Here is a 23,732-nt window from a genome sequence, read left to right as displayed (position 1 = left end):
GGACGGAAAAATATAATAATGCGTGTTAACGGTGTTCGTTTTTCAATTGATAATTATGCCGCCTGGGCTCCCGGTGTTTCGACCATCGATGCATGGAAAAGATGGGCAGCATCGCCATTCCCTTTGATTGGCGATGCTGAGCCCAATGTGGCGCCCATGCCAGTCATGTTGCGTAGGCGTGCTGGCTTTCTTGGCAAAATGGCACTTGAGGTATCCTATCAGTGTCTGGGCGATCGGACTGAGGTTCCCACGGTATTTTGTTCTCGCCATGGCGAGGTGTCGCGCGCTGTCGATTTGTTGACAGAATTGGCGCGGGATGGATCTGTGTCGCCAACAGGCTTTGGTCTGGCTGTACATAATGCCAGTGCTGGATTGTTTTCAATTGCACGCAAGGATCAAGCCAATCATATTGCCCTGGCCAGTGGAAAAAGCACGGTTGAGCATGCAGTCATTGAAGCATGTGGTTTATTGGCAGATGGGGCACCCATGGTGATGCTGGTGACTTATGATCATGCTTTGCCTCCAGTTTTTGCATCATTTCAGGATTGTGACGAGCAGTCTTATGCCTGGGCCTGGTTGATGGTACCTGCGCAGGAAAATGCTATTCATTTGAGTTGGGATGATGTTGAAGGGCAGGAATTAGACTCCGGCGACATGCCTGGCGGCTTGGAAGTCTTGCGTTTTCAAATTGGAGAACAAACGCAGATGCAGCGTATAGTCGGCAAACGGCGCTGGCTTTGGTCACGTCATGCTTGACAAGCTTGATCGTGGTTGGCGGGTTTTGGCCACAGGTATCAGTTTTCTGACGTTTGGCATAGGTGGTTTGTTGTTGCGGGTGCTGGTGTTTCCGGCATTGTATGTGCTGGTATGGCAGCAGGAAAAACGGACCAAAGCTGCGCGTAACATCATACGGCTGACGTTCCGTAGCTTTGTTGGCCTGATGCGGCAGCTTGGAGTCTTGCGTTATGAGATCACTGGTCTGGACAAACTGGAACGAGGTGGCTTGCTGATACTGGCAAATCATCCTACCCTGATCGATACAGTTTTTTTGATGGCTTTTGTCAAAAATGCAGATTGCATCGTCAAAAGTAATTTGTGGAGTAACCCGTTCACCCGTGGTCCCGTAAGAGCTGCTGCTTATATCAGTAATGAGCAGGGCACAGAATTACTGGAAGCCTGTATTGCTTCTTTGCGGGCAGGCAATAATCTGATCGTGTTTCCTGAAGGGACACGTACTCCCGCTGATGGCGTGATCAGTTTAAAGCGCGGTGCAGCAAATATCGCGGTGCGCGGAGTTTGCGCAGTAACGCCGGTAGTCATACGTTGTGACCCGCCGACTTTGGGCAAGGGTGAGAAGTGGTGGCATGTGCCAGAACGTTTTGCGCAGTTCAGGATAGAAGTTAAAGAAGATATTCCGATTCAGCATTTTATTGGTGCTGGCCAGTCGGACGTCATGGCAGCCCGTCATTTGACGGAGCATCTGCAGCATTATTTTACCGAGGAAAATCAACGTCATGCTTGAGCAAGAAGTAAAAGAATTGATCATCGAAGTGTTGCAACTGGAAGATATCACAGCCGCCGACATCGACAGTAATGCCCCCTTGTTTGTTGAAGGTTTGGGTCTGGATTCTATCGATGCACTTGAGCTGGGTGTGGCCCTGCAAAAGCGTTACGGTATTTCGCTCTCGGCTGATTCTGAAGATACGCGCCGCCATTTTGCATCGGTGAATGCACTGGCAGCATTAATTGCTGCAAATAGAAAGAAGTAAGGAGTCTGCAATGGTAGTGGTAAGTGAAATGAGCAGAGACGAGCTCTATGTTTGGGTGGTGGACCTGCTGGCCGACATGTTTGAGCTGGACAAATCGGCGTTGACGATGGAATCCAATCTGTATGCCGACCTGGACATTGATAGCATTGATGCGGTTGACCTGGCGGTCAAGCTCAAGCAAATGACAGGCATGCGTCTTCAGCCTGAAGTGTTTAAAAAGATACGCACTATTGGCGACGTGATTGATGCCCTGCTCAATCTGCAGGCGGAGCAGTCAACATAGTTCGCGCAATCCTGACCGTCGTCGCGGTTATCCTTACGGTGCTTTATCCAATCGTCATCTGGTTTGGCCAGGGGCAGGTAGAGCCGCGCTGGTTGGCAGTCTTATTGCTATTGGCAGCGGCAACCAGATTGCCCACATTCAAGGTCAGCCGGGTAGCGCGGTGGTCTATGTTTTGTGCCTTGCTGCTGGCTAGCTGTGCTGTATGGGCCAATGCTCTCTTGCCCCTTAAATTGTATCCGGTATTGGTGAATGGCGCATTGCTGGCTGTTTTTTCTTACAGCTTGCTGGTGCCGCCATCTATGGTGGAACGATTTGCACGTTTGCGCGAACCCGAATTGCCGGATGTGGCGATTGCGTACACACGCCGCGTGACGCAAGTCTGGTGCGTGTTTTTCGTCATCAATGGCGCAATCGCTTTTGCCACGGCCTTGTGGGCTACACCAGCAGTCTGGTCACTGTATACCGGCGTCATCGCCTATATCCTCATGGGCCTGTTATTTGCTATCGAATACCTGGTGCGCCTGAGATTTAAACGAATTCATCATGTCTGATTTTTCTCCCGATCCTTGCCTTGCGCTGGCAGCTCGTCCTGGCCACGCCATCATAGGATGGAATGCGGCAGGCGCAGTATCGCATGACGATTTTCTACAACGTATAGGTGTATGGAGTGCCACCATCCGCAATACTGCAGGAACACAACTAGCCTTGTATTTCGAAGACAGCCTTGAGTTCTCAGCGGCCTTGCTGGCAGTCTGGCTGGAACATAAAACGGTATGGCTGGCAGCCGATACCTTGCCTGCCACATGCCTTGCATTATCCACATCTGTGGATGCTTTTTTGGGTGAGTTTCCTGCAGAATATCAGCCCGTAAAAGTGGCAGTCACTGCAGTGCCTGTCATATTGAAAGCGCTCGACCCCGATTTCATTGGCCTGGTTGTACATACTTCCGGCAGTACCGGAGAGCCGCAGGCGATACCAAAAAAACTCTCACAACTGATGAGCGAGGTCGGTAGCCTGGAGCAAGTATTTGGCCAGCGTCTAAGTAATGCCGAAATTGTCGCTACCGTATCGCATCAGCATATTTATGGCTTGCTGTTCAAGGTCTTGTGGCCTTTGTCGGCTGAACGTGCCATTCATGCCTTGAGCGTGAATTTCCCCGAACAACTGGCGCAAATATTGGCACAGCGCGATTGCGTCCTGATTGCCAGCCCCGCTCACTTGAAACGTCTGCCAGAGCATCTTGACTGGCAAGCAGGCAAGCAAAGATTGCGCACCATATTTTCTTCAGGTGGCCCATTGGCGGCTGAGACTGCTTATGCTGTCGGCGATATGCTCGGGCATGTACCTTATGAAGTCTATGGCAGTTCTGAAACCGGCGGCATCGCCTGGCGCCAGCGTCAGGCGGGAGCAATAGAAAGCTGGGAAGCTTTACCCAAAGTCGATTTGCGGATAACAGAAGAAGATTTGCTGGAAGTGCGTTCGCCGCACCTGGACCAGACTAGCTGGTTGCGCATGGCAGACAAGGCCCAATTGACAGACAGTGGACGTTTGCTGTTGCAGGGGCGTAGTGACCGCATCGTAAAAATCGAAGAAAAGCGTATTTCACTTGATGCCATTGAGCAGGCTTTATTGACCTCTGATCTGGTCAGCGAAGTCCGAGTGATCGCGGATCATGAAGCGCCTGGGAAAAGACAAAAACTGTCCGCTTTTATTGTGACCACAGAAGAAGGTGGCCAGCAACTGGCTCTTGAAGGAAAGAGGGCATTCAACCTGCGCATGCGTGCCATATTGAGCGAGCTGGTGGAGGCAATTGCCTTGCCCCGCCGCTGGCGTTATCTGGATCAGATGCCAGTCAATGCCCAGGGTAAGACTACGCTTGCACAACTGCATGCCTTGCTGGATGAGGCAGGTGATCCGCGTCCACGTTTGCCGCAAATACGGCTGCTGGAACAAACATCAGAAAAAGTATTGTTTGAACTGATCGTGCCAGCAACGCTGTTTTATTTTGATGGACATTTTTCGGTTGCACCTGTGCTGCCTGGCGTGGTGCAACTCGATTGGGTGATCAAATATGCCCGCGAGTATTTTGCACTGCCGCCCATATTCAAGTCTGTTCATGCACTGAAGTTCCAGCATGTGATTCACCCTGAAGTGCCAGTCATGTTGGAATTAATACATGATGTAGTAAAAGACAGTTTGCAATTCCGTTATTTTTCTGAGGCCGGGCAACATGCCGGTGGTCGTATTATTTTCGCTAATGAAAAGCCCGCATGCTAGATAAGAAATTTTCTCCTGAACGCCAAACTGCTTTTGCCGCTCGTTTTGAAGCGCAAAAAATTGCATTTGGTCCGGTTGTTTTTCAATGCGTACGTTATGCCTGGAAGCGCGGCATGTTGCAGGCTCTTGCAGATGCAGGATGTGCGGGCTTGACAATTTCCGACATGGCAGCCACAGGTAAATGGACAGCATATGCATTGAAAGTCGTGCTCGAAACCTGCCTTTCATCTGGCGTGGTGTATCTGAGCGCAGGTTCTTATGTACTGGACAAGGCGGGTTATTGTGTACTGACTGATTCCATCACCCAGGTCAATCTGGATTTCAATCATGATGTCTGTTACGAAGGTTTGTTCAAGCTTGATGAGTCCCTGGATAATGAAAAACCTTTGGGCCTGAGCGCGCTGGGTAACTGGCCAACGCTATATCAAGGTTTGTCGCAATTGCCAGAGCCAGCAAAAACCAGCTGGTTTGCTTTTGACCATCATTATTCTGATACCTCTTTCCCTAGCATCTTGCCGGATGTGTTTGCCACAGCGCCACGCAAGCTCATGGACATTGGCGCCAATACCGGTAAATTCAGTTGTGCTGCCCTGGCCTACAATCCAACTGTAGAAATGCATCTGGTAGATTTGCCGCGCCAGTTGTTGGTGGCAGAAGAAAATTTGAAAAATGCTGGCGTACATGAGCGCGCCCATTTTCATTCCATTGATTTGCTGGATAATGAAGCTGTCTTGCCAACTGGCATAGACATGATCTGGATGAGCCAGTTCCTCAGTTGTTTTTCAGAACCTGCCATTGCCAGTATATTGCAACGTGCTGCCAAGGCGCTGGCCCCCAATGGGCAATTGCTGATCATGGATACTTTCTGGGACAGGCAGCGTTATGATATCGCTGCATTTTGCCTCATTAATACTTCACCGTACTTTACTGCCATGGCCAGCGGTAACAGCAAGATTTATGAAAGTGGTGATTATGTGCGTATTGCAGAAGCCGCTGGCCTGCAATTAGTCACGACCCGCGACGATATAGGCTATTGTCATTCCTTGCTGCGTTTTGCGAGGGTGGAGAAGTAAAGTGTTCAAGCCCTGCGTCCTCATCCCCGTGTATAACCATGAACATGCGATAGCTGCCGTAGTGCAGGCTGTGCTGACGCATGAGGTGGATTGTGTGCTGGTGGATGATGGCAGCTCGGCTGAATGTGCGCGGGTATTGCAGGATTTACAGGTCGCAACGCCAGGCAAGGTGACTTTGCTGCGTCATGACATCAATCAGGGTAAGGGCGCTGCCGTGCTGACAGGTTTTCGCTATGCAGCGCAAGCGACTTATACCCATGTCTTGCAGATTGATGCAGATGGCCAGCATTGCGTGGCAGATGTACCGCAATTCCTGGCGCAGGCAAAGGCACACCCGCAGGCGGTGATTGCCGGTTACCCAGTCTATGATGAATCAGTGCCTGCCATACGTTTGTATGCCCGCTACCTGACCCATGTCTGGGTATGGATTAATACCTTGTCGCTGGCCATACGCGATTCCATGTGCGGTTTTCGCGTCTACCCTGTGGATGCAGTGATTGCACTGATGGCCAGGCAAGACATAGGCAGGCGCATGAATTTTGATACCGATATCCTGGTCAGGTTGTACTGGGGTGGCGCGGTAGTCATCAATCTGCCAACGCGTGTTGCTTACCCAATGGATGGTGTTTCTCATTTTCGCGTATGGCGTGACAATGCACTGATTACCGTCATGCATACCAAGTTATTTTTTGGGATGTTGTTGCGTATCCCATCTCTACTGGCACGTCACTGGCGTAGCGAGCCTGAGGCTGGACAATGAAACAGAACACTCAGCACTCAGATTCCTCCTGGCATTGGGCCAGCATCAATGAAGTCAGCTTTGTGGCCGGCATGCGCTTTTTGTTCTGGATATTCAAGTTCTGTGGACGCTGGCCGTTCCGCATATTTTTGTACCCGGTACTGGCCTGGTATGTCCTCACCAAGCCTGCACCTCGCCGTGCATCAATGGCTTACCTGCAACGTGTGAATGCCTATGCCAAAGTCGCCCAGGGCTGGGTTGGTGTCTTGCGGCATTTTGCTGCCTTTGCAGAAAACATACTCGACAAGATGCTGTTATGGGGAGGTTTGTTTGATGAGAACAAAGTCAAGTATGCAGGGCAAGAAGAGATGCATATTCAAGTCACCCAAAAACGTGGCGGCCTGATCGTTTGTTCTCATCTGGGTAACTTGGAAATGTGCCGTGTATTATCGCGCCGTTTCCCTGAAGTGAAGTTAACTGTGCTGGTACATACCAAGCATGCACAGGCATTTAACCGCATGCTGGCCCAGCTTGATCCCGATAGCCAGATGAATTTATTGCAGGTGACAGAGATGACACCTGCTACGGCAATGCTGTTGGCGGACAAAATTGCTGAAGGTGGCTTTGTCGTAATTGCTGGTGACCGTATACCGGTAGCGCCACAACCCAGGGTGGCGGTAGCCTCTTTTCTTGGCCGTGATGCAGCTTTTCCGGTTGGCCCTTATGTACTGGCCAGTGTCTTGCAATGCCCGGTCTACTTGCTATTTTCCTTGCAAATGGATGGCGTGCCGCAAGTCTGCTTTGAACTCTTTCGTGAGGCTATCAGGCTGCCACGCAAAGGACGTGACGAAGCCTTGCACTGCGTGGTGGCAGATTACGCCGCGCGCCTGCAATATTATGCTGTGCGGGCACCGCTGCAATGGTTTAATTTTTATGATTTTTGGCATTTACCCGAATTGGAAAAACAAGATGCAATCCGCTGATCAGAGCACCAAGCTGCGCACCGTACAATTCGACCGTAACAGATTGAACATAGAAGATATCGTCGATATCGCCCATGGCCGCGCCAATGCGGCACTGTCCGCCGACCCTGAGTTTCGCGCAGCGATAACCCGCGGCGCTGATTTCCTGGATCGCCTGTTGCGTGAAGATGGCACCATCTATGGCGTCACGACTGGCTATGGTGATTCCTGTACCGTCACCATACCGCCAGACCTGGTGGCAGAATTGCCGTACCATCTATATACCTACCACGGCTGTGGCTTGGGTGAATATCTGTCACCGGCACAAACCCGCGCCGTCATGGCGGCACGCCTGGCGTCTTTGTCCAAAGGTTTTTCGGGGGTCAGCGTGGAGTTGCTGGAACAGATCAGCCGTTTGCTGGAAGCTGGTCTTTTGCCAATGATACCCAGTGAAGGTTCTGTCGGTGCCAGTGGTGACCTGACGCCGTTATCTTATCTGGCCGCAGTTTTATGTGGCGAGCGTGAAGTCTGGCGCGATGGCGTGCAAGTACCAACCGCCCAGGCTTTGCGTGAAGCAGGAATCACACCTTTACGCCTGCGCCCGAAAGAGGGCCTGGCCATCATGAATGGCACAGCCGTCATGACAGCACTGGCCTGCATGGCCTATGATCGTGCTGATTACCTCGTCAGGTTGACTACGCGCATCACGGCAATGGCATCAGTGACACTGGATGGTAATGCCCACCATTTTGATGAAGTATTGTTTTCAGTGAAACCGCATCCCGGCATGCAAGGCGTGGCCGCATGGTTACGTCATGATTTACCAGCAGGGCAAGCTGAACGCAATGGCAAACGCCTGCAAGACCGTTATTCGATACGCTGCGCCCCACATGTGATAGGCGTGCTGGCCGACGCCCTGCCTTTCTTCCGCCAGTCTATAGAAAATGAATTGAACAGCGCCAACGATAATCCGATTGTCGACGGCGACAATGAACGAGTACTTCATGGCGGCCATTTCTACGGCGGTCATATCGCCTTCGCCATGGATGGCATGAAGAACGCTGTCGCCAATCTGGCCGATTTGCTCGACAGGCAAATGGCCTTGATGGTTGATAGCCGCTATAACCATGGTCTGCCAGCCAATCTGTCTGGCATGGAGGGGCCGCGTGCGGCAATTAACCATGGCCTGAAAGCCTTGCAAATCAGTGCTTCAGCCTGGACAGCAGAGGCATTGAAGCTGACCATGCCTGCCTCGGTCTTTTCACGTTCCACCGAATGCCATAACCAGGACAAGGTCAGCATGGGCACCATCGCTGCCCGTGATTGCCTGCGCGTGCTGGAATTAACAGAACAGGTAGTGGCTGCCTTGCTCATTACAGTAAGGCAGGGTGTCTGGTTGCGAACCCGCGTGAACCAGGATTTGCAATTGTCGGCAGGTTTGACGCAGATGATGGATGCCCTCGCTACAGATATAGCCCCAGTGCAGGAAGACCGCCGCCTGGAACCTGACCTGCGCCTGATGTTGGAACGTATCCGCCAGCAAGAATGGAAGTTGTATGCGTAAAAAGAATACGCCCAGCCAATGGGCTGCCGAAGTTGTGATGCAAGTCCAGTTCTTTGACCTGGACCCGATGGAAATCGTCTGGCACGGCAACTACGTTAAGTACTTGGAAGTAGCACGATGTGCCTTGCTGGATCAGATCAATTACAACTATGTGCAAATGAAGGAATCCGGCTATGCCTGGCCTGTCATCGACATGCAGTTGCGCTATATTGCTCCCGCCAGTTTCGGCCAGAAGCTGACCCTGCGTGCCGAGATTGTCGAATGGGAAAACCGTTTGAAGATAGATTACCTGATCACCGACACAGCCACAGGAAAACGCCTGAACCGTGCCAGCACTACTCAGGTTGCCGTTGAAATCGCCAATGGAGAAATGTGCTTTGTTTCTCCTGCCATCTTGTTTGAAAAATTGGGAGTACCTGTTCCATGATATCCATGATGCGTTTGTCATCCATTATTTTCATGCTGTTGCTGAGCCTGTCATGGACAGAGAGTAGTAATGCCGCCGCTCCTATCAGCAAAATCCAGAACATGCTGGCTAAACCATCAATACTGTGCGGCAGGTTTGATCAGACCAAGCAGTTGCAGGGCATGAAAAAGCCACTCGCATCCAATGGCCGTTTTTGTGTGGTCAATGGCAAGGGTATCTTGTGGCGCACGCTGCAACCATTCCCAAATACCTTGCGCCTGACGCGTGATGAAATCGTACATTTGCAAGGTGAACGGGTAGCAATGCGCCTGGATGCACAAAAAGAACCTACGGTACGTATGATCAACAGTGTACTGTTTTCATTGCTGTCTGGTGACCTGGGTAAACTGGAAACCCTGTTTGAAGTCGAAGGCAGCGCCGATGCTGCTAGCTGGAAGGTGGCATTAAAAGCCCGTGAAGCAGCTCTGGCAAAAGCAATAGGTGCGATCTCGCTGGACGGTGGTGCCTACGTAAAAAATATCCATATCGACGAAGCCAGCGGTGACCGTACCACTATTGTTTTTTCAGATATCAAGACCGGGGAAACGGCCATGACGGCTGAAGAACTTGCCTTGTTTGCTCAGTAATGGAAAAGCAAATTCATGAGCGACGGTATGAAAAAACAGCACGGATTGACTAAAGGGCTGGCAATCACATGGGCAATCGTGGTTTGCCTGTTGCTGGCCCATCATGCCTATCTGTGGCTGGGCAAGCGTATCGCACCTGATACCGATATCCTGGCCTTGTTGCCAGTGCAAGAACGTGACCCGGTCTTGCAGCAGTCCTTCGCCCACATGGTTGACACTGCCCAGCAAAGGGTAGTGGTGCTGTTAGGTGCGAATGACTGGGAACAGGCAAAACATGCCGCCGCCGCTTACCAAAAAGTGCTGGCAAGCCGCACTGATTTATTGACGGCGACCAATATCAGCGACCAAGCCCAAAATGACTGGCTGGCAGTATTTCAAAAACAAAGCCTGGGTTTGCTGACAGTACGGCAAGAGCAGCAATTGCGTACAGAACCAGCGCAATACTGGACTGATCTGGCGCTGGCGAAAATGTATAGTGCCTTCTCTGGCCCCAAGCTGGGTAGCTTTCAGGATGACCCTTTTAATCTGTTTTCTGGATGGGTGCAGGAACGGGCGCAAGAAACACCAGTGCGCCCGCTCGATGCTTATCTGTTCGTGGCAGACAAGGAAAAACAATATGTACTGTTGCCGCTGACTTTGAAACCATCGGCATTTTCCCTGACTGCGCAAGAGGCAGTTGTGCCTTTGCTTGACAAGGCAGCGGAAGCAGCTTTGCTGGCGACACCTTCGGTAGAGATCATCAGCGCCGGTGTTGTCCTGCATGCAGCCGCAGCCGGGCAGCAGGCTGGCAGTGAAGTGTCGACGATAGGCTTGGGCTCACTGGTCGGTATCATCTTGCTGATGTGGCTGAGTTTTCGTTCCTTGAAACCCATCACCTTGATTTTACTTTCCATAGGCGTAGGTTTTCTTGGTGCTTTGTCAGTGTGCTGGATGCTGTTTGGTGGCATACATTTACTGACTCTGGTATTTGGTGCCAGCCTGATAGGCGTGGCGCAGGATTATGGAATTTATTTTTTGTGTAACCGCCTCAGTGCTGATGCCAGTATTGATTCGCCCACTTTATTGAAACGCTTGCTGCCAGGTCTGGGACTGACTTTGCTGGCAGCAGTCATCGGTTACCTGGGCCTGGGGCTGACCCCTTTCCCTGGTTTGCGCCATATGGCAGTATTTTCTGCACTGGGCCTGGTATTTGCGTGGCTCACCGTGATTTGCTGGTTCCCGCAACTGATCAATGCTGGTAGCCTGAGAAGTGGCAAACTGGTGGCGCGCTATTCGGCTGCTCTGATGCATTGGCCACGCTTGGGCTTGAATCCGCGCAGCCTTGTTGTCCTGGCTATTTGTGCGATAACTACGGCGATAGGCTGCTCACGCCTGGGTGCCAATGACGACATACGTCTCTTGCAAAATTCCCCCAAGCATCTAATTGCTGATCAGATCAAACTCGGCAAATTGCTGGATGCGCCGACGCCAGTCCAGTATTTCCTGGTGCGTGGTGGCAGTGCTGAAATTGTCTTGCAGCGTGAAGAAGCCCTGAAGCGCAAACTGGATCTTCTGATAGAGCGTCATACCATCTCCGGTTACCAGGCTTTGTCAAACTGGATACCTTCTGCACAATTACAAAAACAGCGTCATCAATTGATTGATGAAAAACTGCTGGCAGAAGGCGCAGCTTTGACTCTGTTGGCAAACAAGGTGGAAGAAGACGCGGCCTGGGCTGACGCCATACGCAAGCATTTGCTGACACTGACCGCCAGTATCTCTATTGATGAATTTTTGAAGACTTCAGCCGGTGAGCCCTGGCGGCATTTGTGGCTGGGGCACATCGGCAATGAACATGCCAGTATCGTCGCCTTGCGCGGCCTCAGTTATGCCAATAATGGTCTGGCGACTTTGGCGCAGACAGGGCAGGGGCTAGAAGGCGTGCAATGGGTGGATAAGGTCAATGAGATATCCTCGGTGTTGGGGCGCTATCGTGCCTATATGGGCTGGGTAGTGTCAGCGGCTTATCTGGTGGTATTTACGCTGTTACTCCCACGCTACCGTCGCAATGCGTGGCGCGTGCTGGCACCAACATTGTGTGCCAGCCTCGTGACGCTGGGTTTGCTGGGTCTGGCGGGGCAAAGCCTGCAGTTATTCCATATCCTGGCGCTGATGTTATTGTTGGGCGTGGGTGTTGATTACGGTATTTTCATGCAAGAGCATCCTGACAGGCGCAATGCCACGCCGTGGTTGGCAGTTGGTTTGTCGGCTGCCAATACCTTACTGTCTTTCGGTTTGTTGGGATTGAGCCCCACCCCGGCATTACAAGCCTTTGGTTTGACGATGCTGATAGGCACCGCACTGGTGTGGCTGATTGTTCCCTGTTTTACCTCTACTACAGAAAGTGCGCATGTCGCTCAAACTTAAATCATGGCTCAGCATGGCTGCGTCGGCCGCCACACTCGCATTGCTAAGTGCCTGCGCCAGCAAACCGACGCAGCCCGAAGCGCGTCTGGGCCTGATGCTCGCCCCTGCTGCGCTGGATGCTTCTTTCAGCGTGCAGCAGCATTTGATCGTGGAAAGAAATGGCCGTATAGATGAACTGGATGCAGCGCTGGAAGTTGAGCCTGTCCATCTCGAACTGGTGGGGCTGGCTTTTGGGCAGCGCGTCTTGAGCCTCAGCTACGACGGCAAGCAGTTAAAGTCCTGGCGGCATGCCATGCTTCCTGCACAGGTCAGGGCAGAAGACGTGCTGGAAGACATGCAGCTCTGCCTGTGGCCTGTGAATGCGATTGCCCAGGCTTTACCTGCTGGCTGGCGTATTGAAGAACAAGGTTTGCATCGTTCGCTTTACCTGGATGACAAACTGGTCGTCACTATTGACTACAGTGGCATGCCGCGCTGGAGTGGCAGTGTTGTTTTGAATAATTTGCGTTACCACTATCGCCTGACCATACAGTCAGCACCTTGATATCATTATGAAGCTGTATTTACATCACTGCGGCATTGTCTGCGCACTAGGCGACAATCATCAGGACATCCTGCATCGTTTGCTGGACGAGGTTGCGACAGGCGTCTTGCCCACCGATGCCTGGTCAAGTGACCGCACATTGCCGCTAGGGCAAGTCACCAGCGCGTTGCCAGATATTAGCGACATGCCACTGAGCATGCGCAGCCGCAATAATCAGCTGGCATTAGCCGCATTGGCACAGATACGGCCGGCAATGGATGCTGCCATTGCCCGTTTTGGTGCACATCGCGTCGCTGTGGTGATAGGTACAAGCACTTCGGGTGTTGCCAATACTGAAGCTGCCTTGCGCCAATTCGATACTGACGCTTCGTTGCCTGTGGAGTTTCATTATGCCCAGCAAGAGATGGCGTCACCTGCTGATTTTCTGGCCCATGTTGCGGGTATTACTGGTCCTGCCTATGTGCATTCCAGCGCCTGTTCTTCCAGCGCCAAAGCCATGGCCAGCGCAGCGCGCCTGATCAAGATGGGGCTTTGCGATGTTGTTCTGACTGGCGGCGTCGATACCTTGTGCGCTTTTACGGTGGCTGGATTTTCAGCACTCGAATCGGTCAGTGACCACCTGTGCAATCCCTTGAGTGCCAATCGTCACGGCATCAATATAGGCGAGGGCGCAGCTTTGTTCCTGATGAGTGCTGAAGCTGATTCCACAGGTTCTGGCGTGGCTTTGTGTGGTTGGGGTGAGTCATCCGATGGACATCATATATCTGCTCCTGACCCTGCAGGTGGCGGTGCGCGGCTGGCGATCAACCAGGCTTTGCTGCGTGCGGGCATTTCTGCTTCGGACATCGATTACATCAACCTGCATGGCACCGCCACCCTGCAAAATGATGCGATGGAATCACGCGTGATTCATGATCTGTTTGGCGATGCCGTGCCAGTCAGCTCCACCAAGCCATTCACCGGGCATACATTGGGTGCCGCTGCCGCTGTGGAAGCTGCATTGTGCTGGCTGGCGATGCAGGACGATAATACGCAAGGAAAGTTACCACCCCACCTGTGGGATGCTGTCGCCGACCCGCAGTTGCCTGCGCTGAATATGGTTGCCCGTGGACAGCAACTGGGGCGACCGGTGCGTTACGTATTGAGTAATTCTTTTGCATTCGGCGGTTCCAATGCTGTCTTGATACTGGGAAGGGGATGAGCATGCTGAATGAAAAAGAAATGCCCCCGGTTTGCGACTTGGTACCGCATGACGGCGAGATGGTTTTGCTGGACAGAGTGCTGAGCGCTGACGATGAGAATTTGTGTGCACAAGTCAGTATCAGGCCGGAAACCTTATTCTGTGAAACGTCAGGCGTCGGTGCCTGGGTTGGTATCGAATATATGGCGCAAGCCATTGCTGCCCATGCAGGTTATCTGGCGCAATTGCGTGGTGAGCCTGTTAAAGTCGGTTTCTTGCTGGGTTCACGGCGCTATGAATGTAGCCAGCCAATATTTGCGCTTGGTTGCATATTACATATCCATGTGCACAAGGCATTGCAGGGGGATAATGGCCTCGGGGCTTTTGAATGTCAGATTAGTGATAGCGCGAGTGGTACGTCGCTGGCAAATGCGACTATTACCGTGTTTCAGCCAAATAACGTCAAAGATTTTCTGCAACGGAGTTAGTAATGAGTATGAGTGTGTTGGTGACAGGATCTTCGCGTGGCATAGGCAAGGCAATCGCCTTGCGCCTTGCCAGTGATGGTTACGATATCGTCTTGCATTGCCGCAGCCAGCGTGAAGAAGCAGAATCTGTTGCGCGTGACATTGTTGCCATGGGCCGGCAGGTGCGTGTACTGCAATTTGATATCAGCGAGCGCGAGCAGTCCGCAGCCATATTGACTGCCGATATTGAGCAGCACGGTTGCTATTATGGTGTTGTCTGTAATGCTGGTGTGGCACGCGACAATGCGTTTCCTGCCATGTCGGGTGAGGACTGGGATATTGTGCTGAGTACCAATCTCGATGGTTTTTATAATGTACTCAATCCCCTGGTCATGCCCTTGGTACAGCGCCGCAAACCTGGCCGCATCGTCACCATGGCATCGGTATCCGGCCTGATCGGCAACCGTGGGCAGGTCAATTACAGTGCTGCCAAGGCAGGCATTATCGGTGCCACCAAGGCCTTGGCGATAGAGTTGGCCAAACGTGCCATTACCGTTAATTGCGTGGCCCCAGGTTTAATAGAAACAGACATGATAGAAGATGTGCCGATGGAAGAAGCCTTGAAAATGATACCTGCCAAGCGCGTTGGCAAGCCAGAAGAAGTGGCTGCCGTCGTCAGCTTTCTCATGCAACCTGATGCGGCGTATGTCACGCGCCAGGTCATTTCTGTGAACGGGGGTATGGCATGAGTATGAATAATATGAAACCTCGCGTCGTGGTGACTGGCATGGCCGGCATCAGCCCTTTGGGTAATGACTGGGCCAGCATACGCAAGCAACTGGGAGAATACAGAAATGCCATCAAGCGCATGGATGAGTGGAGTGACTACGAAGGCCTGAACACGCAACTGGGTGCGCCAGCCCCAGCTTTTGAATTAAACGAGCGCTACCACCGAAAGGCCACCCGCAGTATGGGCCGTGTCGCACTGATGGCAACACGGGCCAGTGAACTGGCGCTGGAGCATGCCGGTTTGCTCAATCATCCTCTCGTCAGCAGCGGTAATATGGGTATCTCCTTTGGTTCTTCTGCTGGTACACCCAGTGCGATTGGTGACTTTGGCCGCATGATGGAAGAGCGCACCACCAAGGGTATCAATGCCACTACCTATATCAAGATGATGGCACATACTGCACCTGTTAACATCGGTGTGTTCTTTGGTGTGACCGGGCGCGTCATCACCACATCTTCTGCTTGTACCTCAGGTAGCCAGGGTATAGGTTATGCCTATGAAGCCATACGTGGCGGCAAACAAATCGCCATGATCGCCGGTGGCGCTGAAGAATTGTGTGCGACAGAAGCCGCAGTCTTCGACACCCTGTTCGCTACCAGTGTGCGCAACGACACGCCAGAGATGACGCCACGTCCTTTTGATGCAGGACGTGATGGCCTGGTCATCGGTGAAGGTGCAGGTTGCCTGATACTGGAAGAGCTGGAGCATGCACTCGCACGCGGTGCCACCATACATGCCGAGCTGGTGGGCTTTGGCACCAATAGCGACGGCTGCCATGTCACGCAACCAAATGCCGAGACCATGAAAATCGCCATGCAACTGGCGCTGGAAGATGCAGAGCTGCAGGCGTCCGATATTGGCTATGTTAATGCTCACGGCACCGGTACTCAACAGGGCGATATTGCCGAAAGCCATGCCACAGCACAGGTTTTTGGCAATACCATGCCCATTAGTTCACTGAAAAGTTATATGGGACATACACTGGGTGCCTGCGGCGCACTGGAAGCCTGGATCAGTATAGAAATGATGAACGAGGGATGGTTTGCACCCACGATCAATTTGCAGGAGTTGGACCCGCAATGCGCAGACCTGGATTACATCAGGGATGAGGGCAGGGCGATAGATTGTGAATATGTGATGTCGAATAATTTCGCGTTTGGCGGTATCAATACTTCCTTGATTTTCAAAAAATACACTTGATCAACATGTGTTTTGATATTGTACGGATAGGGTGTTTTTAAGCGGGAGATGGAACATGAAGACATTGATTTCTACTGCAATTGCACAGGTTATTTCGTTGGATTTTCGTTGTCAGCTGCTCCGGCTGACAACGTCGTGATGTTACCTATTGCAACGGCGATGTCCAGCAATGATGTGCCGTAAAGGCTGGGCGATAAGCTTAAATATTATTTCAGCACAAACGACTCCGCCTGTAGTAAAAAGGATACTCAACGATGAAACAAATAAAAAAACAAATGCCTTGAATAAAACTACAGAGCAGGCTTGTAATTGGGTGTTTTTATCGGCCATGCTGCAACTGAAAAAGCGCGCAGAAAAGTCAGGCACCAACGCAGTGATGAATATCGTCAGCAACTACGACAATGTTGAAAAATTAAGCGAGACAGAATTCGAATGCCATGCTAGCGCCCTGATGGCTGGTGTTGTTCTTAAGGCCGATTTTGTGAAAGTTGATAGTAAATAAAAAAGAGTTGTAAATTTATCCCGACATGCTTTATCTTCGTGAGTGTTGATAATATTTATTTGAATGCATAAGTCAAAGGTTTCAATGGCGATTGAAATTTTTGCATTTCGATGTGTTTTTTATATTGGAAAAACTATATATGAGTATCTGGAAAAAAATTCTGCCTATGGCGATAGTGCCAGTGCTTTTGCTATCAGGATGTGCTTCAAAAAAACAACTCGAATCCACCTTTTTCACTATTCCGGATATAGGCGCTATTTCGACAAGTGGTGTAGGCGAAAGTCTATTAATGCAGGGGAAAGGGCAATTGGAACCATCACTGGTTATTGCTCAAGATGAGATGATAGGTTCATTGCCTTTACTTAAAGGTGAATATCCGTTTGAGGCAGAAAATTCAGCGCGCATTAAGTTTGTAAAAGAAAAAAAGGAAGTTTATCTTTACAAGGCTGAAAATAAAATTTGTTTTAGTAAAGAGCAGTGCGCAGATATCAAATATTCGCTCAATAACAAAGTTATAAAAAAATCTCGGACTATTTCTCAACAAACTTTGCTTTATAACGGAAAAATAGAAAATCGAATCACGCTTGCATATAGAGAGTTTTTTAATGACAATGCGCGACCAGCCTATAATAACGAAGTGACGTACGATTTGCGCGAGTCCTCAATACTTGGTTATAAAGGTGCACGCATAGAAATAATCAAAGCAACAAATACTGAAATCACTTATAAAATTTTGTCAGGCTTTGATCAAGGTAATTAATTTTAATAGCACCCTCGTCACTTGGTAATGCCAATCACTAAGATATGTCTTCTGAATAGTTCCTTTATCGAAGATAGGGAACTTGCCAACTATATCTCATGGCTTAGTCCATTTGAGTTACAGCGTTATCAGCGCTTTGTCAGACCACTGCGTCAGCGGCAGTTTCTGGTCGGACGCATTTTATTACGTCAAAGCCTGAGTCAATTGTTGAACCTACCCGTCAATGAGTTGCAATTGTCTGAATGCCCAGGCAATGTGCCTCGCTTGGGTAATCCTGAGTTAACTCATACAGGATTCAGCCTCTCACATAGCGGTTCGTGGATAGCGTGCGCAGTCAGTGCCAATGGTAAACTGGGTCTGGATATTGAGCTTTTGAATCCAAACCGCGATTTTTCTGCACTGGCATTACAGGCATTTAATACAGATGAAAGCGCGTGGTTAGAGCAACGGCCTGCAAGTGACCGCATGCGTGATTTTTATCAGTTATGGACCACTAAAGAAGCGCAGATTAAACTCAATCAACCCAGTGCACAATGCTTACATTTTCCACACCCTGACTTGTCGATCACCCTGTGCAGTGCCAAGAGACTAGAATTTCTGCCACAAGTTGTCTTGAGCAGTCTGTCAGCGGAATAAGCCCCAGAACCAGTTCCATATTCCCGGCAACTCTGGTGGGTTACCGGCGTCTTTCACTGTCCTTGCCAAAGCTGCGCGTTCCAGTTCATCGTGGTCATCGTAAAAAGGCTTTTCACTGACAGGAATATTCAATTCCTTAGCCACATCCAAAAGTATGTCCAGATACTCTTCCAAGTGATTGGCAGTATAGGAATTGATGTCATGAAATGTCACCACGATAGGTGTGACACCGTCTGGTGCCGGCATTTCGTTTTGACACCAGTGCGGGCGGATTGCCAATAACAGCTTGCGCATATTACGACGTTTGGTGAGGCTGAAGTTGATGCCATAAATAATGCCATCATTAGCACTCAAATCCGTCAGCAACATTTGCAGGCCATAGCTGTGATAGGTGTTGAGCGTACGTTCGTCATAATTCCAGAATGGCGGGCGCACCAGTTTGGGGGCAGTGCCAGTGATAGTCGTGAGATCTGCAATGCCCAGAGCAAGTGAGGTTTTTAAATCATCCTCACTCAAATAACGGTGGTTGGAATGCCTGGGTGTTCCCGTATGAAAAGCTAGCGTATGGCCCGCATCCACTTCGCGTTTGAGCAATGCTCTGCCAAATTCTGTGCCGCCACCATTTACCGCTCTTGTCTGCGTAAAAAAGATCGCTTTGATATCCGGCTGATAAGCATTGGCTTGTAAAACCTTTAATATTTTTTCTGTAGGATTGTCAGGCTGTATAGCACTGGGGCCATCGTCAAAACTCAACAAAAACCTGATTGGGGCAGGGTTGGCTGGGCAGGCATCTTCCGTCGCCGCATTGCAAAAGCCAGAGCGCAGAACTATGAGTAAACAAAAAACGGCTCTATGCCAAGTGCGGATGGTAAGCAACATCAGAAAAGAGTTTTTTGAGTCGAAGGCACTCATTGTATCCGCAAGCGAAAAAACTTTCCTGACTTAATCTGATGCTTTGCAGTTGTGTGATGGTAATGCAAATTATCTAGTAATGGCTGCCCGGTTTTCGCACAATCCAGCATGTAAAAAAGAAGTGATTTGCCATTCATTAACCCTTGTAACAAGATTTTTAGTTTGATTAAGTATATATATTTAACATTTTAAATGTGAATGATATTGATTCTCATTGTCAATATATATATCATTCGTATTAGTTCATCAATCGCTGCAAATTTAATATTTTATCTATAACATTTTTGCTTTACGCAAACAGGGACTTACATGAAACACTCGCAAGCTCAAAAACCAAAAAGCCTACGTGACACAGACGACCTGGTATTTGGCTCTATGAAGAAAACCACTCTGGCCCTGGGTATTTCCAGCGCGATGCTGATGCCTATGGTTGCGATGGCACAAGACACAACGCCGCCCGCTACCAAGACACAAAAAGAAAAATTGCCAGAAGTAGAAATCCTGGGCAAGCGCGTAGAGTCCAATCCAAATGCAGAAGTCGGTTCCCCATACAAAGCCAGGACATCTGCTGATTCACGTCACACACGTCCACTGGCAGAAACACCACAGACAATTTCTGTACTGACCCGCGCTGCGCTGGATGATTCCGGCCTGACGGATTTGAAACAAGTGCTGGGCGCACAGCCAGGTATCACACTGGGTACTGGTGAGAATGGTAATGCCTTCGGCGACCGTTACATCATCCGTGGCCAGGAAGCACGCAGCGACGTGTTCGTTGATGGTCTGCGCGACCCAGGCATGTCCACTCGCGAAAGTTTCGCTGTTGAACAAATCGAAATTTCCAAAGGTCCAAATTCCAGCTTCGCAGGTCGTGGTACTGCCGGTGGTGCGATTAATGCTATCACCAAACAAGCAACACTGGACCATGACTTTGAGCGTGTTTCCATAGGCATAGGCAGCGATTCACAAAAACGTGTGACTGCTGATATCAACAAAGGTTTTGGCGAACAATTCGCGTTACGTACCAACTTGTTGTACGGCGATGAAGATGTACCTAATCGTTCACCAGCTAACCGTTCACGCAAAGGTATTGCATTGTCCGGCCTGTATGAAGTCAGCAAAGACCTGTCTGTAACACTGGATTACTATGGCCTGCGTACCAAAGATACATCACCAGACCTGGGTTACTATTTGGTTGGTACTGTGCCAAGTCGTTTTCCTGCGACCAATGTCCCGGTCTATGGTCAGACGAATGATTTTCTGAAATCTGATGTTGACACTGTCACAGCACGCGTCAACTGGACCATTGCCCCAGACATGAAAATCACCAGCCTGACACGTTATGGCAAGTCTGGTAACGGCTATGTCACTACAGGTGCTTCTTCTGCAACCCGTTATAATGGGACGACAGGTGTGGCATACACGACTGGCGTTCTCGATGGTGGTCACACTGGCTGGCAAGATATCGATTACTTTGCTCACCAGACCAACCTGCGCTGGGACAAGCAAATCGGCGGCATGAAGCATGAATTCATCTTCGGCGCTGAATATGCTGACCACAAAGTTGTGTCCGGTACTTATGGCATCACCAACACAGGCACATTCAATTGCAAAACGACTGCAGGCATTGGTGCTAATAATGGCTTCTGCTTCACAGACAGCAACGGCACACCTGTTGCCAACCTGAACAGCTTGGCTGGCCGCAATTCCACTCGCCTGAGCTGGAACCAGGATTGGCATATCAAGGCGCTGGCCCTGACAGCGATGGATACCGTTGACTTGACTGACAAATTTACTGCTTTCGGCGGTGTGCGTGCCGATTCCTTTGACCTGAGCCTGACTCGTCGTAACAACACCACTGGCGTGATCACTGGTGACTATGGCTACAAAGATACCTTGTTGAATGGTCACTTTGGCCTGAGCTACAAGATCACACCTAAACTGATCGTTTATGGTTCTGTCGCCAGCGCACAAGACATCAATGGCGGTGAAGCTGATGCCGGTACCAGCAGTGGTTACGGTGGCGCAGTGCTGTACCAAAACCAGATCGCCGGTGCCAAGCCAGAAACCTCAGTCAACTATGAACTGGGCCTGAAATGGAACCTGATGGACGACAAATTGCTGGCAACAGCAGCCTTGTTCCAAACCACGAAAAAAGACGTGATGGAAGGTGCTAACTACGATACGGTCGGTACATTCAATACAGGTAAGAACCGTGTACAAGGTGTGGAATTTGGCCTGAGTGGTAACCTGACTGAAGATTTGTCTGTACAGGTTGGTGCAGCATTCATGGACTCTAAAGTGCTGGCATCGACCACAGCAGCCAATATCGGCAATCCTTTGAGTAACTTTGCCAAGAAAACTTTCTCGGCACAAGCCAAGTACCAATTGACGAATGCATTCTCGTTTGGCGGTGTTGCCCGTCATGAGAGTGACCGTTGCGGTGGTCAGCCAGATACAGCGGCTGGCTATACAACAACCGGCCTGTGCTCACAGCCAGTACCAGGCTTCACCGCGTATGACGTGTTCGCTGCTTATCGCTTCTCCCGCCGTTTTGACGTCCGCGTCAATGTTCTGAATGCGACCAACAAAGACTACTACACAGCAGTGTATCGTTCTGGCGCATTCCTGTACAAAGGTGATGCACGCGCTGTTCGCTTCACTCTGAACTACGAAATGTGATCTTTTGATGGAGAGCAAGAACCCATGTCATCTACAGCAGTGGGTTCTTGTGATTCAGCTAGAATACGGGTTCTTTATGAATAATTTTCTTTGATGAAAACCCCTGCTATTCCTGTTATTCCACCAGATATACGCTGTGCCCGGGACTATGAGTTTGCAGCACAGCGTAGCATGGCCGCACCAAGCTACGCCTATGTGGCAGGCGGCAGTGGGCACGACCTGACTGTCGCTGCCAATCGGGCCTCTTTCTCGCAATGGTCAGTCTATCCACGTATTTTGCGCGATGTCACTGGTGGGCATACGCGAGTCACGCTAGGTAATCAAACTTTTCTTCATCCGATTTTGCTGGCCCCGGTCGCTTTTCAAAAGCTGGCACATCCGGCTGGTGAAATCGACACGGCCCGCGCTGCCAGTGCGACTGATACTTGCATGGTATGCAGCACCTTGTCCTCAAGCCTGCTGGAAGATGTTGCGCAAGCTGCTGGCCCGCATAAATGGTTTCAGTTGTATTTTCAAACCAGTCGTGACGCTACCCGCAACTTGCTGGCAAGGGCAGAGGCGGCTGGCTACAGCGCAATTGTTTTGACGCTGGACGCATCGATACAGGTGGCAAGTGCACGCGCCATGGCGGCAGGATTTTGCATGCCAGCCGACTGCGTTGCGCTTAACCTGCAATCGACAGATGCAAATGTGCCCGTGCAACTTGCTGCTGATGACAGCCGTATTTTCCAGGGGGCGATGCATTCTGCACCAGGCTGGCCAGATCTGGAATGGTTGCTGGCTCAGACATCCTTGCCGGTCTGGGTGAAAGGCGTCTTGCATCCCGATGATGCGGCAGATCTGAAGGCGGCTGGTGTTGCTGGTATTGTTGTATCCAACCATGGTGGCCGTAGTCTGGATGGTGCACCCGCCAGCTTGTCAGTGCTGCCTGCAATCCGCTCTGCGGTAGGAGATGACTTTCCTTTGTTGCTGGATGGTGGCATTCGTTCTGGCACTGATATGTTCAAGGCGCTGGCGCTGGGAGCAGACGCTGTTCTGGTCGGGCGCTTGCAGATGTATGCGCTCAGTGTTGCTGGTGCCCTGGGCGTAGCACATATGATCAAGTTGTTGCGCGAAGAGTTGGAGATATGTATGGCCCAGGCTGGATGCGCTACGCTGGCCGATATTGATAGCGGTGCTTTGCTGCGCCATGAATGAATTGAAGGAAGGTCGGGCAGGCTTATGCTAAATGTGATTGAAGGGGTCTTGAGCAAGGATGAAGTCCGGCAGTTTCGTGCCCATCTGGACCAGGCTGACTGGCAGAGTGGTGCACGCACGGCAGGCACACTCGCATTGCAAGTCAAAAATAATTTGCAGATAGATGACAATTCAGACCTGGCGATCCAGTTGGGAAACCGCATCCTGCGCAAGCTTGGCGAGCATCCTGTTTTCATTTCCGCTGCCTTGCCACAAAAAATCTACCCGCCAAAATTCAACCGCTATCAGGATGGTGGTGGCTATGGTTTGCATGTGGACAGTGCTGTGATGATGATGCCCGGCACTCGTCAAAACTTGCGCAGCGATATTTCGGCGACCTTATTCCTAGCTGAACCTGAAGAGTATGACGGTGGAGAGCTGGAAATTGAAACTGACTTTGGCGCGCAGACTGTCAAGCTTGAAGCTGGCGACATGGTGCTCTATCCTTCATCCAGTTTGCACAGAGTCACCCCAGTCACTGCTGGCGCAAGGGTGGCTTCGTTTTTCTGGATAGAAAGTATGGTCAATGATGATGCTGAACGCAGCATGCTGTACGATCTTGATCAGGCTATCCAGAAGCTGACCCCTCTGGTCGATGCACAAAATACTGCACTCTTAAGGCTCACTGGCATTTATCATAATCTATTGCGCCGCTGGGCGATTACTTGAATTTGTTTTAACTTATCAGGAGTTATCC

At 50.6% G+C, this 23,732-nt stretch carries 25 protein-coding genes; 24 read left to right on the top strand and 1 reads right to left on the bottom strand.

The annotated features are described in order from the left end of the window. The first annotated feature begins 18 nt into the window (after positions 1-18). From ACO0LG_RS02165 to ACO0LG_RS02065, 21 genes are all read left to right on the top strand, one after another. Complete coding sequence (locus tag ACO0LG_RS02165; protein ID WP_423022867.1) at positions 19-756, top strand: beta-ketoacyl synthase chain length factor; 738 nt, start codon at positions 19-21, stop codon at positions 754-756. Further along, a complete protein-coding gene (locus ACO0LG_RS02160) occupies positions 749-1,522 on the top strand; it encodes a lysophospholipid acyltransferase family protein (RefSeq protein WP_423022865.1) in 774 nt (257 codons plus the stop codon). The genes ACO0LG_RS02165 and ACO0LG_RS02160 overlap by 8 nt, the downstream gene beginning before the upstream one ends. Beyond that, positions 1,515-1,769: a phosphopantetheine-binding protein gene (locus ACO0LG_RS02155; protein ID WP_423022863.1), complete on the top strand. Its 255-nt coding sequence runs from the start codon at positions 1,515-1,517 to the stop codon at positions 1,767-1,769. The genes ACO0LG_RS02160 and ACO0LG_RS02155 overlap by 8 nt, the downstream gene beginning before the upstream one ends. Before the next feature lie 10 nt (positions 1,770-1,779). Next, positions 1,780-2,052, top strand: a complete 273-nt coding sequence (locus ACO0LG_RS02150) for an acyl carrier protein (RefSeq protein WP_423022861.1) — start codon at positions 1,780-1,782, stop codon at positions 2,050-2,052. A 38-nt stretch (positions 2,053-2,090) separates the two neighbouring features. Continuing rightward, entirely contained in the window at positions 2,091-2,603 is a 513-nt protein-coding gene (locus ACO0LG_RS02145) for a hypothetical protein (RefSeq protein WP_423022859.1), read from the top strand. Continuing rightward, positions 2,596-4,329: an AMP-binding protein gene (locus tag ACO0LG_RS02140; protein WP_423022857.1), complete on the top strand. Its 1,734-nt coding sequence runs from the start codon at positions 2,596-2,598 to the stop codon at positions 4,327-4,329. Before ACO0LG_RS02145 ends, ACO0LG_RS02140 begins: the two co-directional genes overlap by 8 nt. Beyond that, complete coding sequence (locus tag ACO0LG_RS02135) at positions 4,323-5,402, top strand: class I SAM-dependent methyltransferase (protein WP_423022855.1); 1,080 nt, start codon at positions 4,323-4,325, stop codon at positions 5,400-5,402. Before ACO0LG_RS02140 ends, ACO0LG_RS02135 begins: the two co-directional genes overlap by 7 nt. Position 5,403: 1 nt before the next feature. Then, positions 5,404-6,162 carry a glycosyltransferase family 2 protein gene (locus ACO0LG_RS02130; protein WP_423022853.1) on the top strand — a complete coding sequence of 253 codons (759 nt, stop codon included), beginning with the start codon at positions 5,404-5,406 and terminating at the stop codon, positions 6,160-6,162. Then, entirely contained in the window at positions 6,159-7,124 is a 966-nt protein-coding gene (locus ACO0LG_RS02125; protein ID WP_423022851.1) for an acyltransferase, read from the top strand. The genes ACO0LG_RS02130 and ACO0LG_RS02125 overlap by 4 nt, the downstream gene beginning before the upstream one ends. Further along, positions 7,111-8,667 carry an HAL/PAL/TAL family ammonia-lyase gene (locus tag ACO0LG_RS02120; RefSeq protein WP_423022849.1) on the top strand — a complete coding sequence of 519 codons (1,557 nt, stop codon included), beginning with the start codon at positions 7,111-7,113 and terminating at the stop codon, positions 8,665-8,667. Before ACO0LG_RS02125 ends, ACO0LG_RS02120 begins: the two co-directional genes overlap by 14 nt. Continuing rightward, positions 8,660-9,094, top strand: a complete 435-nt coding sequence (locus ACO0LG_RS02115; RefSeq protein ID WP_423022847.1) for an acyl-CoA thioesterase — start codon at positions 8,660-8,662, stop codon at positions 9,092-9,094. The genes ACO0LG_RS02120 and ACO0LG_RS02115 overlap by 8 nt, the downstream gene beginning before the upstream one ends. Positions 9,095-9,126: 32 nt before the next feature. After that, entirely contained in the window at positions 9,127-9,720 is a 594-nt protein-coding gene (locus ACO0LG_RS02110; RefSeq protein WP_423023280.1) for a LolA family protein, read from the top strand. A 27-nt stretch (positions 9,721-9,747) separates the two neighbouring features. Then, complete coding sequence (locus ACO0LG_RS02105; RefSeq protein WP_423022845.1) at positions 9,748-12,126, top strand: MMPL family transporter; 2,379 nt, start codon at positions 9,748-9,750, stop codon at positions 12,124-12,126. Continuing rightward, positions 12,110-12,670 (top strand): DUF3261 domain-containing protein, encoded by a 561-nt coding sequence (locus tag ACO0LG_RS02100; protein WP_423022843.1) that lies wholly within the window; start codon positions 12,110-12,112, stop codon positions 12,668-12,670. Before ACO0LG_RS02105 ends, ACO0LG_RS02100 begins: the two co-directional genes overlap by 17 nt. 7 nt (positions 12,671-12,677) lie before the next feature. After that, on the top strand, positions 12,678-13,871 hold the full coding sequence (locus ACO0LG_RS02095) for a beta-ketoacyl-ACP synthase (RefSeq protein WP_423022841.1): 1,194 nt from the start codon (positions 12,678-12,680) through the stop codon (positions 13,869-13,871). Next, a complete protein-coding gene (locus tag ACO0LG_RS02090; protein WP_423022839.1) occupies positions 13,868-14,338 on the top strand; it encodes a 3-hydroxylacyl-ACP dehydratase in 471 nt (156 codons plus the stop codon). Before ACO0LG_RS02095 ends, ACO0LG_RS02090 begins: the two co-directional genes overlap by 4 nt. A gap of 2 nt (positions 14,339-14,340) precedes the next feature. After that, positions 14,341-15,066 carry a 3-ketoacyl-ACP reductase FabG2 gene (locus ACO0LG_RS02085; protein WP_423022837.1) on the top strand — a complete coding sequence of 242 codons (726 nt, stop codon included), beginning with the start codon at positions 14,341-14,343 and terminating at the stop codon, positions 15,064-15,066. 11 nt (positions 15,067-15,077) lie between these two features. Then, a complete protein-coding gene (locus tag ACO0LG_RS02080) occupies positions 15,078-16,307 on the top strand; it encodes a beta-ketoacyl-ACP synthase (protein ID WP_423023278.1) in 1,230 nt (409 codons plus the stop codon). A gap of 169 nt (positions 16,308-16,476) precedes the next feature. Beyond that, positions 16,477-16,809 carry a hypothetical protein gene (locus tag ACO0LG_RS02075; RefSeq protein WP_423022835.1) on the top strand — a complete coding sequence of 111 codons (333 nt, stop codon included), beginning with the start codon at positions 16,477-16,479 and terminating at the stop codon, positions 16,807-16,809. 139 nt (positions 16,810-16,948) lie between these two features. Beyond that, positions 16,949-17,569: a hypothetical protein gene (locus ACO0LG_RS02070; protein ID WP_423022833.1), complete on the top strand. Its 621-nt coding sequence runs from the start codon at positions 16,949-16,951 to the stop codon at positions 17,567-17,569. A gap of 27 nt (positions 17,570-17,596) precedes the next feature. Next, entirely contained in the window at positions 17,597-18,205 is a 609-nt protein-coding gene (locus tag ACO0LG_RS02065) for a 4'-phosphopantetheinyl transferase family protein (protein WP_423023276.1), read from the top strand. On the opposite strand, the gene ACO0LG_RS02060 is transcribed toward ACO0LG_RS02065, so the two are convergent. Continuing rightward, entirely contained in the window at positions 18,194-18,958 is a 765-nt protein-coding gene (locus ACO0LG_RS02060) for a polysaccharide deacetylase family protein (protein ID WP_423022831.1), read from the bottom strand. The two genes, ACO0LG_RS02065 and ACO0LG_RS02060, sit on opposite strands and share 12 nt — an antisense overlap. A 468-nt stretch (positions 18,959-19,426) precedes the next feature. Here ACO0LG_RS02060 and ACO0LG_RS02055 point away from each other — a divergent pair, with 468 nt between their 5' ends. From ACO0LG_RS02055 to ACO0LG_RS02045, 3 genes are all read left to right on the top strand, one after another. Then, positions 19,427-21,799 (top strand): TonB-dependent receptor, encoded by a 2,373-nt coding sequence (locus tag ACO0LG_RS02055; RefSeq protein WP_423022829.1) that lies wholly within the window; start codon positions 19,427-19,429, stop codon positions 21,797-21,799. A gap of 93 nt (positions 21,800-21,892) precedes the next feature. Next, positions 21,893-22,996, top strand: coding sequence for an alpha-hydroxy acid oxidase (locus tag ACO0LG_RS02050; protein ID WP_423022827.1), 1,104 nt, complete (start codon positions 21,893-21,895; stop codon positions 22,994-22,996). 24 nt (positions 22,997-23,020) lie between these two features. Further along, a complete protein-coding gene (locus tag ACO0LG_RS02045; RefSeq protein WP_423022825.1) occupies positions 23,021-23,704 on the top strand; it encodes a Fe2+-dependent dioxygenase in 684 nt (227 codons plus the stop codon). Positions 23,705-23,732: the final 28 nt, after the last annotated feature.

Source organism: Undibacterium sp. Ji42W (genome assembly GCF_049340405.1).
In the GTDB taxonomy this organism is placed as follows: Bacteria; Pseudomonadota; Gammaproteobacteria; order Burkholderiales; family Burkholderiaceae_D; genus Undibacterium.
The sequence above is the reverse complement of the archived record's forward strand: the minus strand, read 5'-3'. Positions and strand labels throughout refer to the sequence as shown.

Coding starts and splice junctions, on each gene's coding strand:
- ACO0LG_RS02115 (WP_423022847.1), top strand. CDS start 8,660: ATGCGTAAAAAGAATACGCCCAGCCAATGGGCTGCCGAAGTTGTGATG.
- ACO0LG_RS02080 (WP_423023278.1), top strand. CDS start 15,078: ATGAAACCTCGCGTCGTGGTGACTGGCATGGCCGGCATCAGCCCTTTG.
- ACO0LG_RS02160 (WP_423022865.1), top strand. CDS start 749: ATGCTTGACAAGCTTGATCGTGGTTGGCGGGTTTTGGCCACAGGTATC.
- ACO0LG_RS02050 (WP_423022827.1), top strand. CDS start 21,893: ATGAAAACCCCTGCTATTCCTGTTATTCCACCAGATATACGCTGTGCC.
- ACO0LG_RS02105 (WP_423022845.1), top strand. CDS start 9,748: ATGAAAAAACAGCACGGATTGACTAAAGGGCTGGCAATCACATGGGCA.
- ACO0LG_RS02090 (WP_423022839.1), top strand. CDS start 13,868: ATGAGCATGCTGAATGAAAAAGAAATGCCCCCGGTTTGCGACTTGGTA.
- ACO0LG_RS02120 (WP_423022849.1), top strand. CDS start 7,111: ATGCAATCCGCTGATCAGAGCACCAAGCTGCGCACCGTACAATTCGAC.
- ACO0LG_RS02150 (WP_423022861.1), top strand. CDS start 1,780: ATGGTAGTGGTAAGTGAAATGAGCAGAGACGAGCTCTATGTTTGGGTG.
- ACO0LG_RS02165 (WP_423022867.1), top strand. CDS start 19: ATGCGTGTTAACGGTGTTCGTTTTTCAATTGATAATTATGCCGCCTGG.
- ACO0LG_RS02085 (WP_423022837.1), top strand. CDS start 14,341: ATGAGTATGAGTGTGTTGGTGACAGGATCTTCGCGTGGCATAGGCAAG.
- ACO0LG_RS02065 (WP_423023276.1), top strand. CDS start 17,597: ATGCCAATCACTAAGATATGTCTTCTGAATAGTTCCTTTATCGAAGAT.
- ACO0LG_RS02070 (WP_423022833.1), top strand. CDS start 16,949: ATGAGTATCTGGAAAAAAATTCTGCCTATGGCGATAGTGCCAGTGCTT.
- ACO0LG_RS02110 (WP_423023280.1), top strand. CDS start 9,127: ATGCTGTTGCTGAGCCTGTCATGGACAGAGAGTAGTAATGCCGCCGCT.
- ACO0LG_RS02140 (WP_423022857.1), top strand. CDS start 2,596: ATGTCTGATTTTTCTCCCGATCCTTGCCTTGCGCTGGCAGCTCGTCCT.
- ACO0LG_RS02100 (WP_423022843.1), top strand. CDS start 12,110: ATGTCGCTCAAACTTAAATCATGGCTCAGCATGGCTGCGTCGGCCGCC.
- ACO0LG_RS02075 (WP_423022835.1), top strand. CDS start 16,477: ATGATGTGCCGTAAAGGCTGGGCGATAAGCTTAAATATTATTTCAGCA.
- ACO0LG_RS02135 (WP_423022855.1), top strand. CDS start 4,323: ATGCTAGATAAGAAATTTTCTCCTGAACGCCAAACTGCTTTTGCCGCT.
- ACO0LG_RS02055 (WP_423022829.1), top strand. CDS start 19,427: ATGAAACACTCGCAAGCTCAAAAACCAAAAAGCCTACGTGACACAGAC.
- ACO0LG_RS02125 (WP_423022851.1), top strand. CDS start 6,159: ATGAAACAGAACACTCAGCACTCAGATTCCTCCTGGCATTGGGCCAGC.
- ACO0LG_RS02155 (WP_423022863.1), top strand. CDS start 1,515: ATGCTTGAGCAAGAAGTAAAAGAATTGATCATCGAAGTGTTGCAACTG.
- ACO0LG_RS02045 (WP_423022825.1), top strand. CDS start 23,021: ATGCTAAATGTGATTGAAGGGGTCTTGAGCAAGGATGAAGTCCGGCAG.
- ACO0LG_RS02095 (WP_423022841.1), top strand. CDS start 12,678: ATGAAGCTGTATTTACATCACTGCGGCATTGTCTGCGCACTAGGCGAC.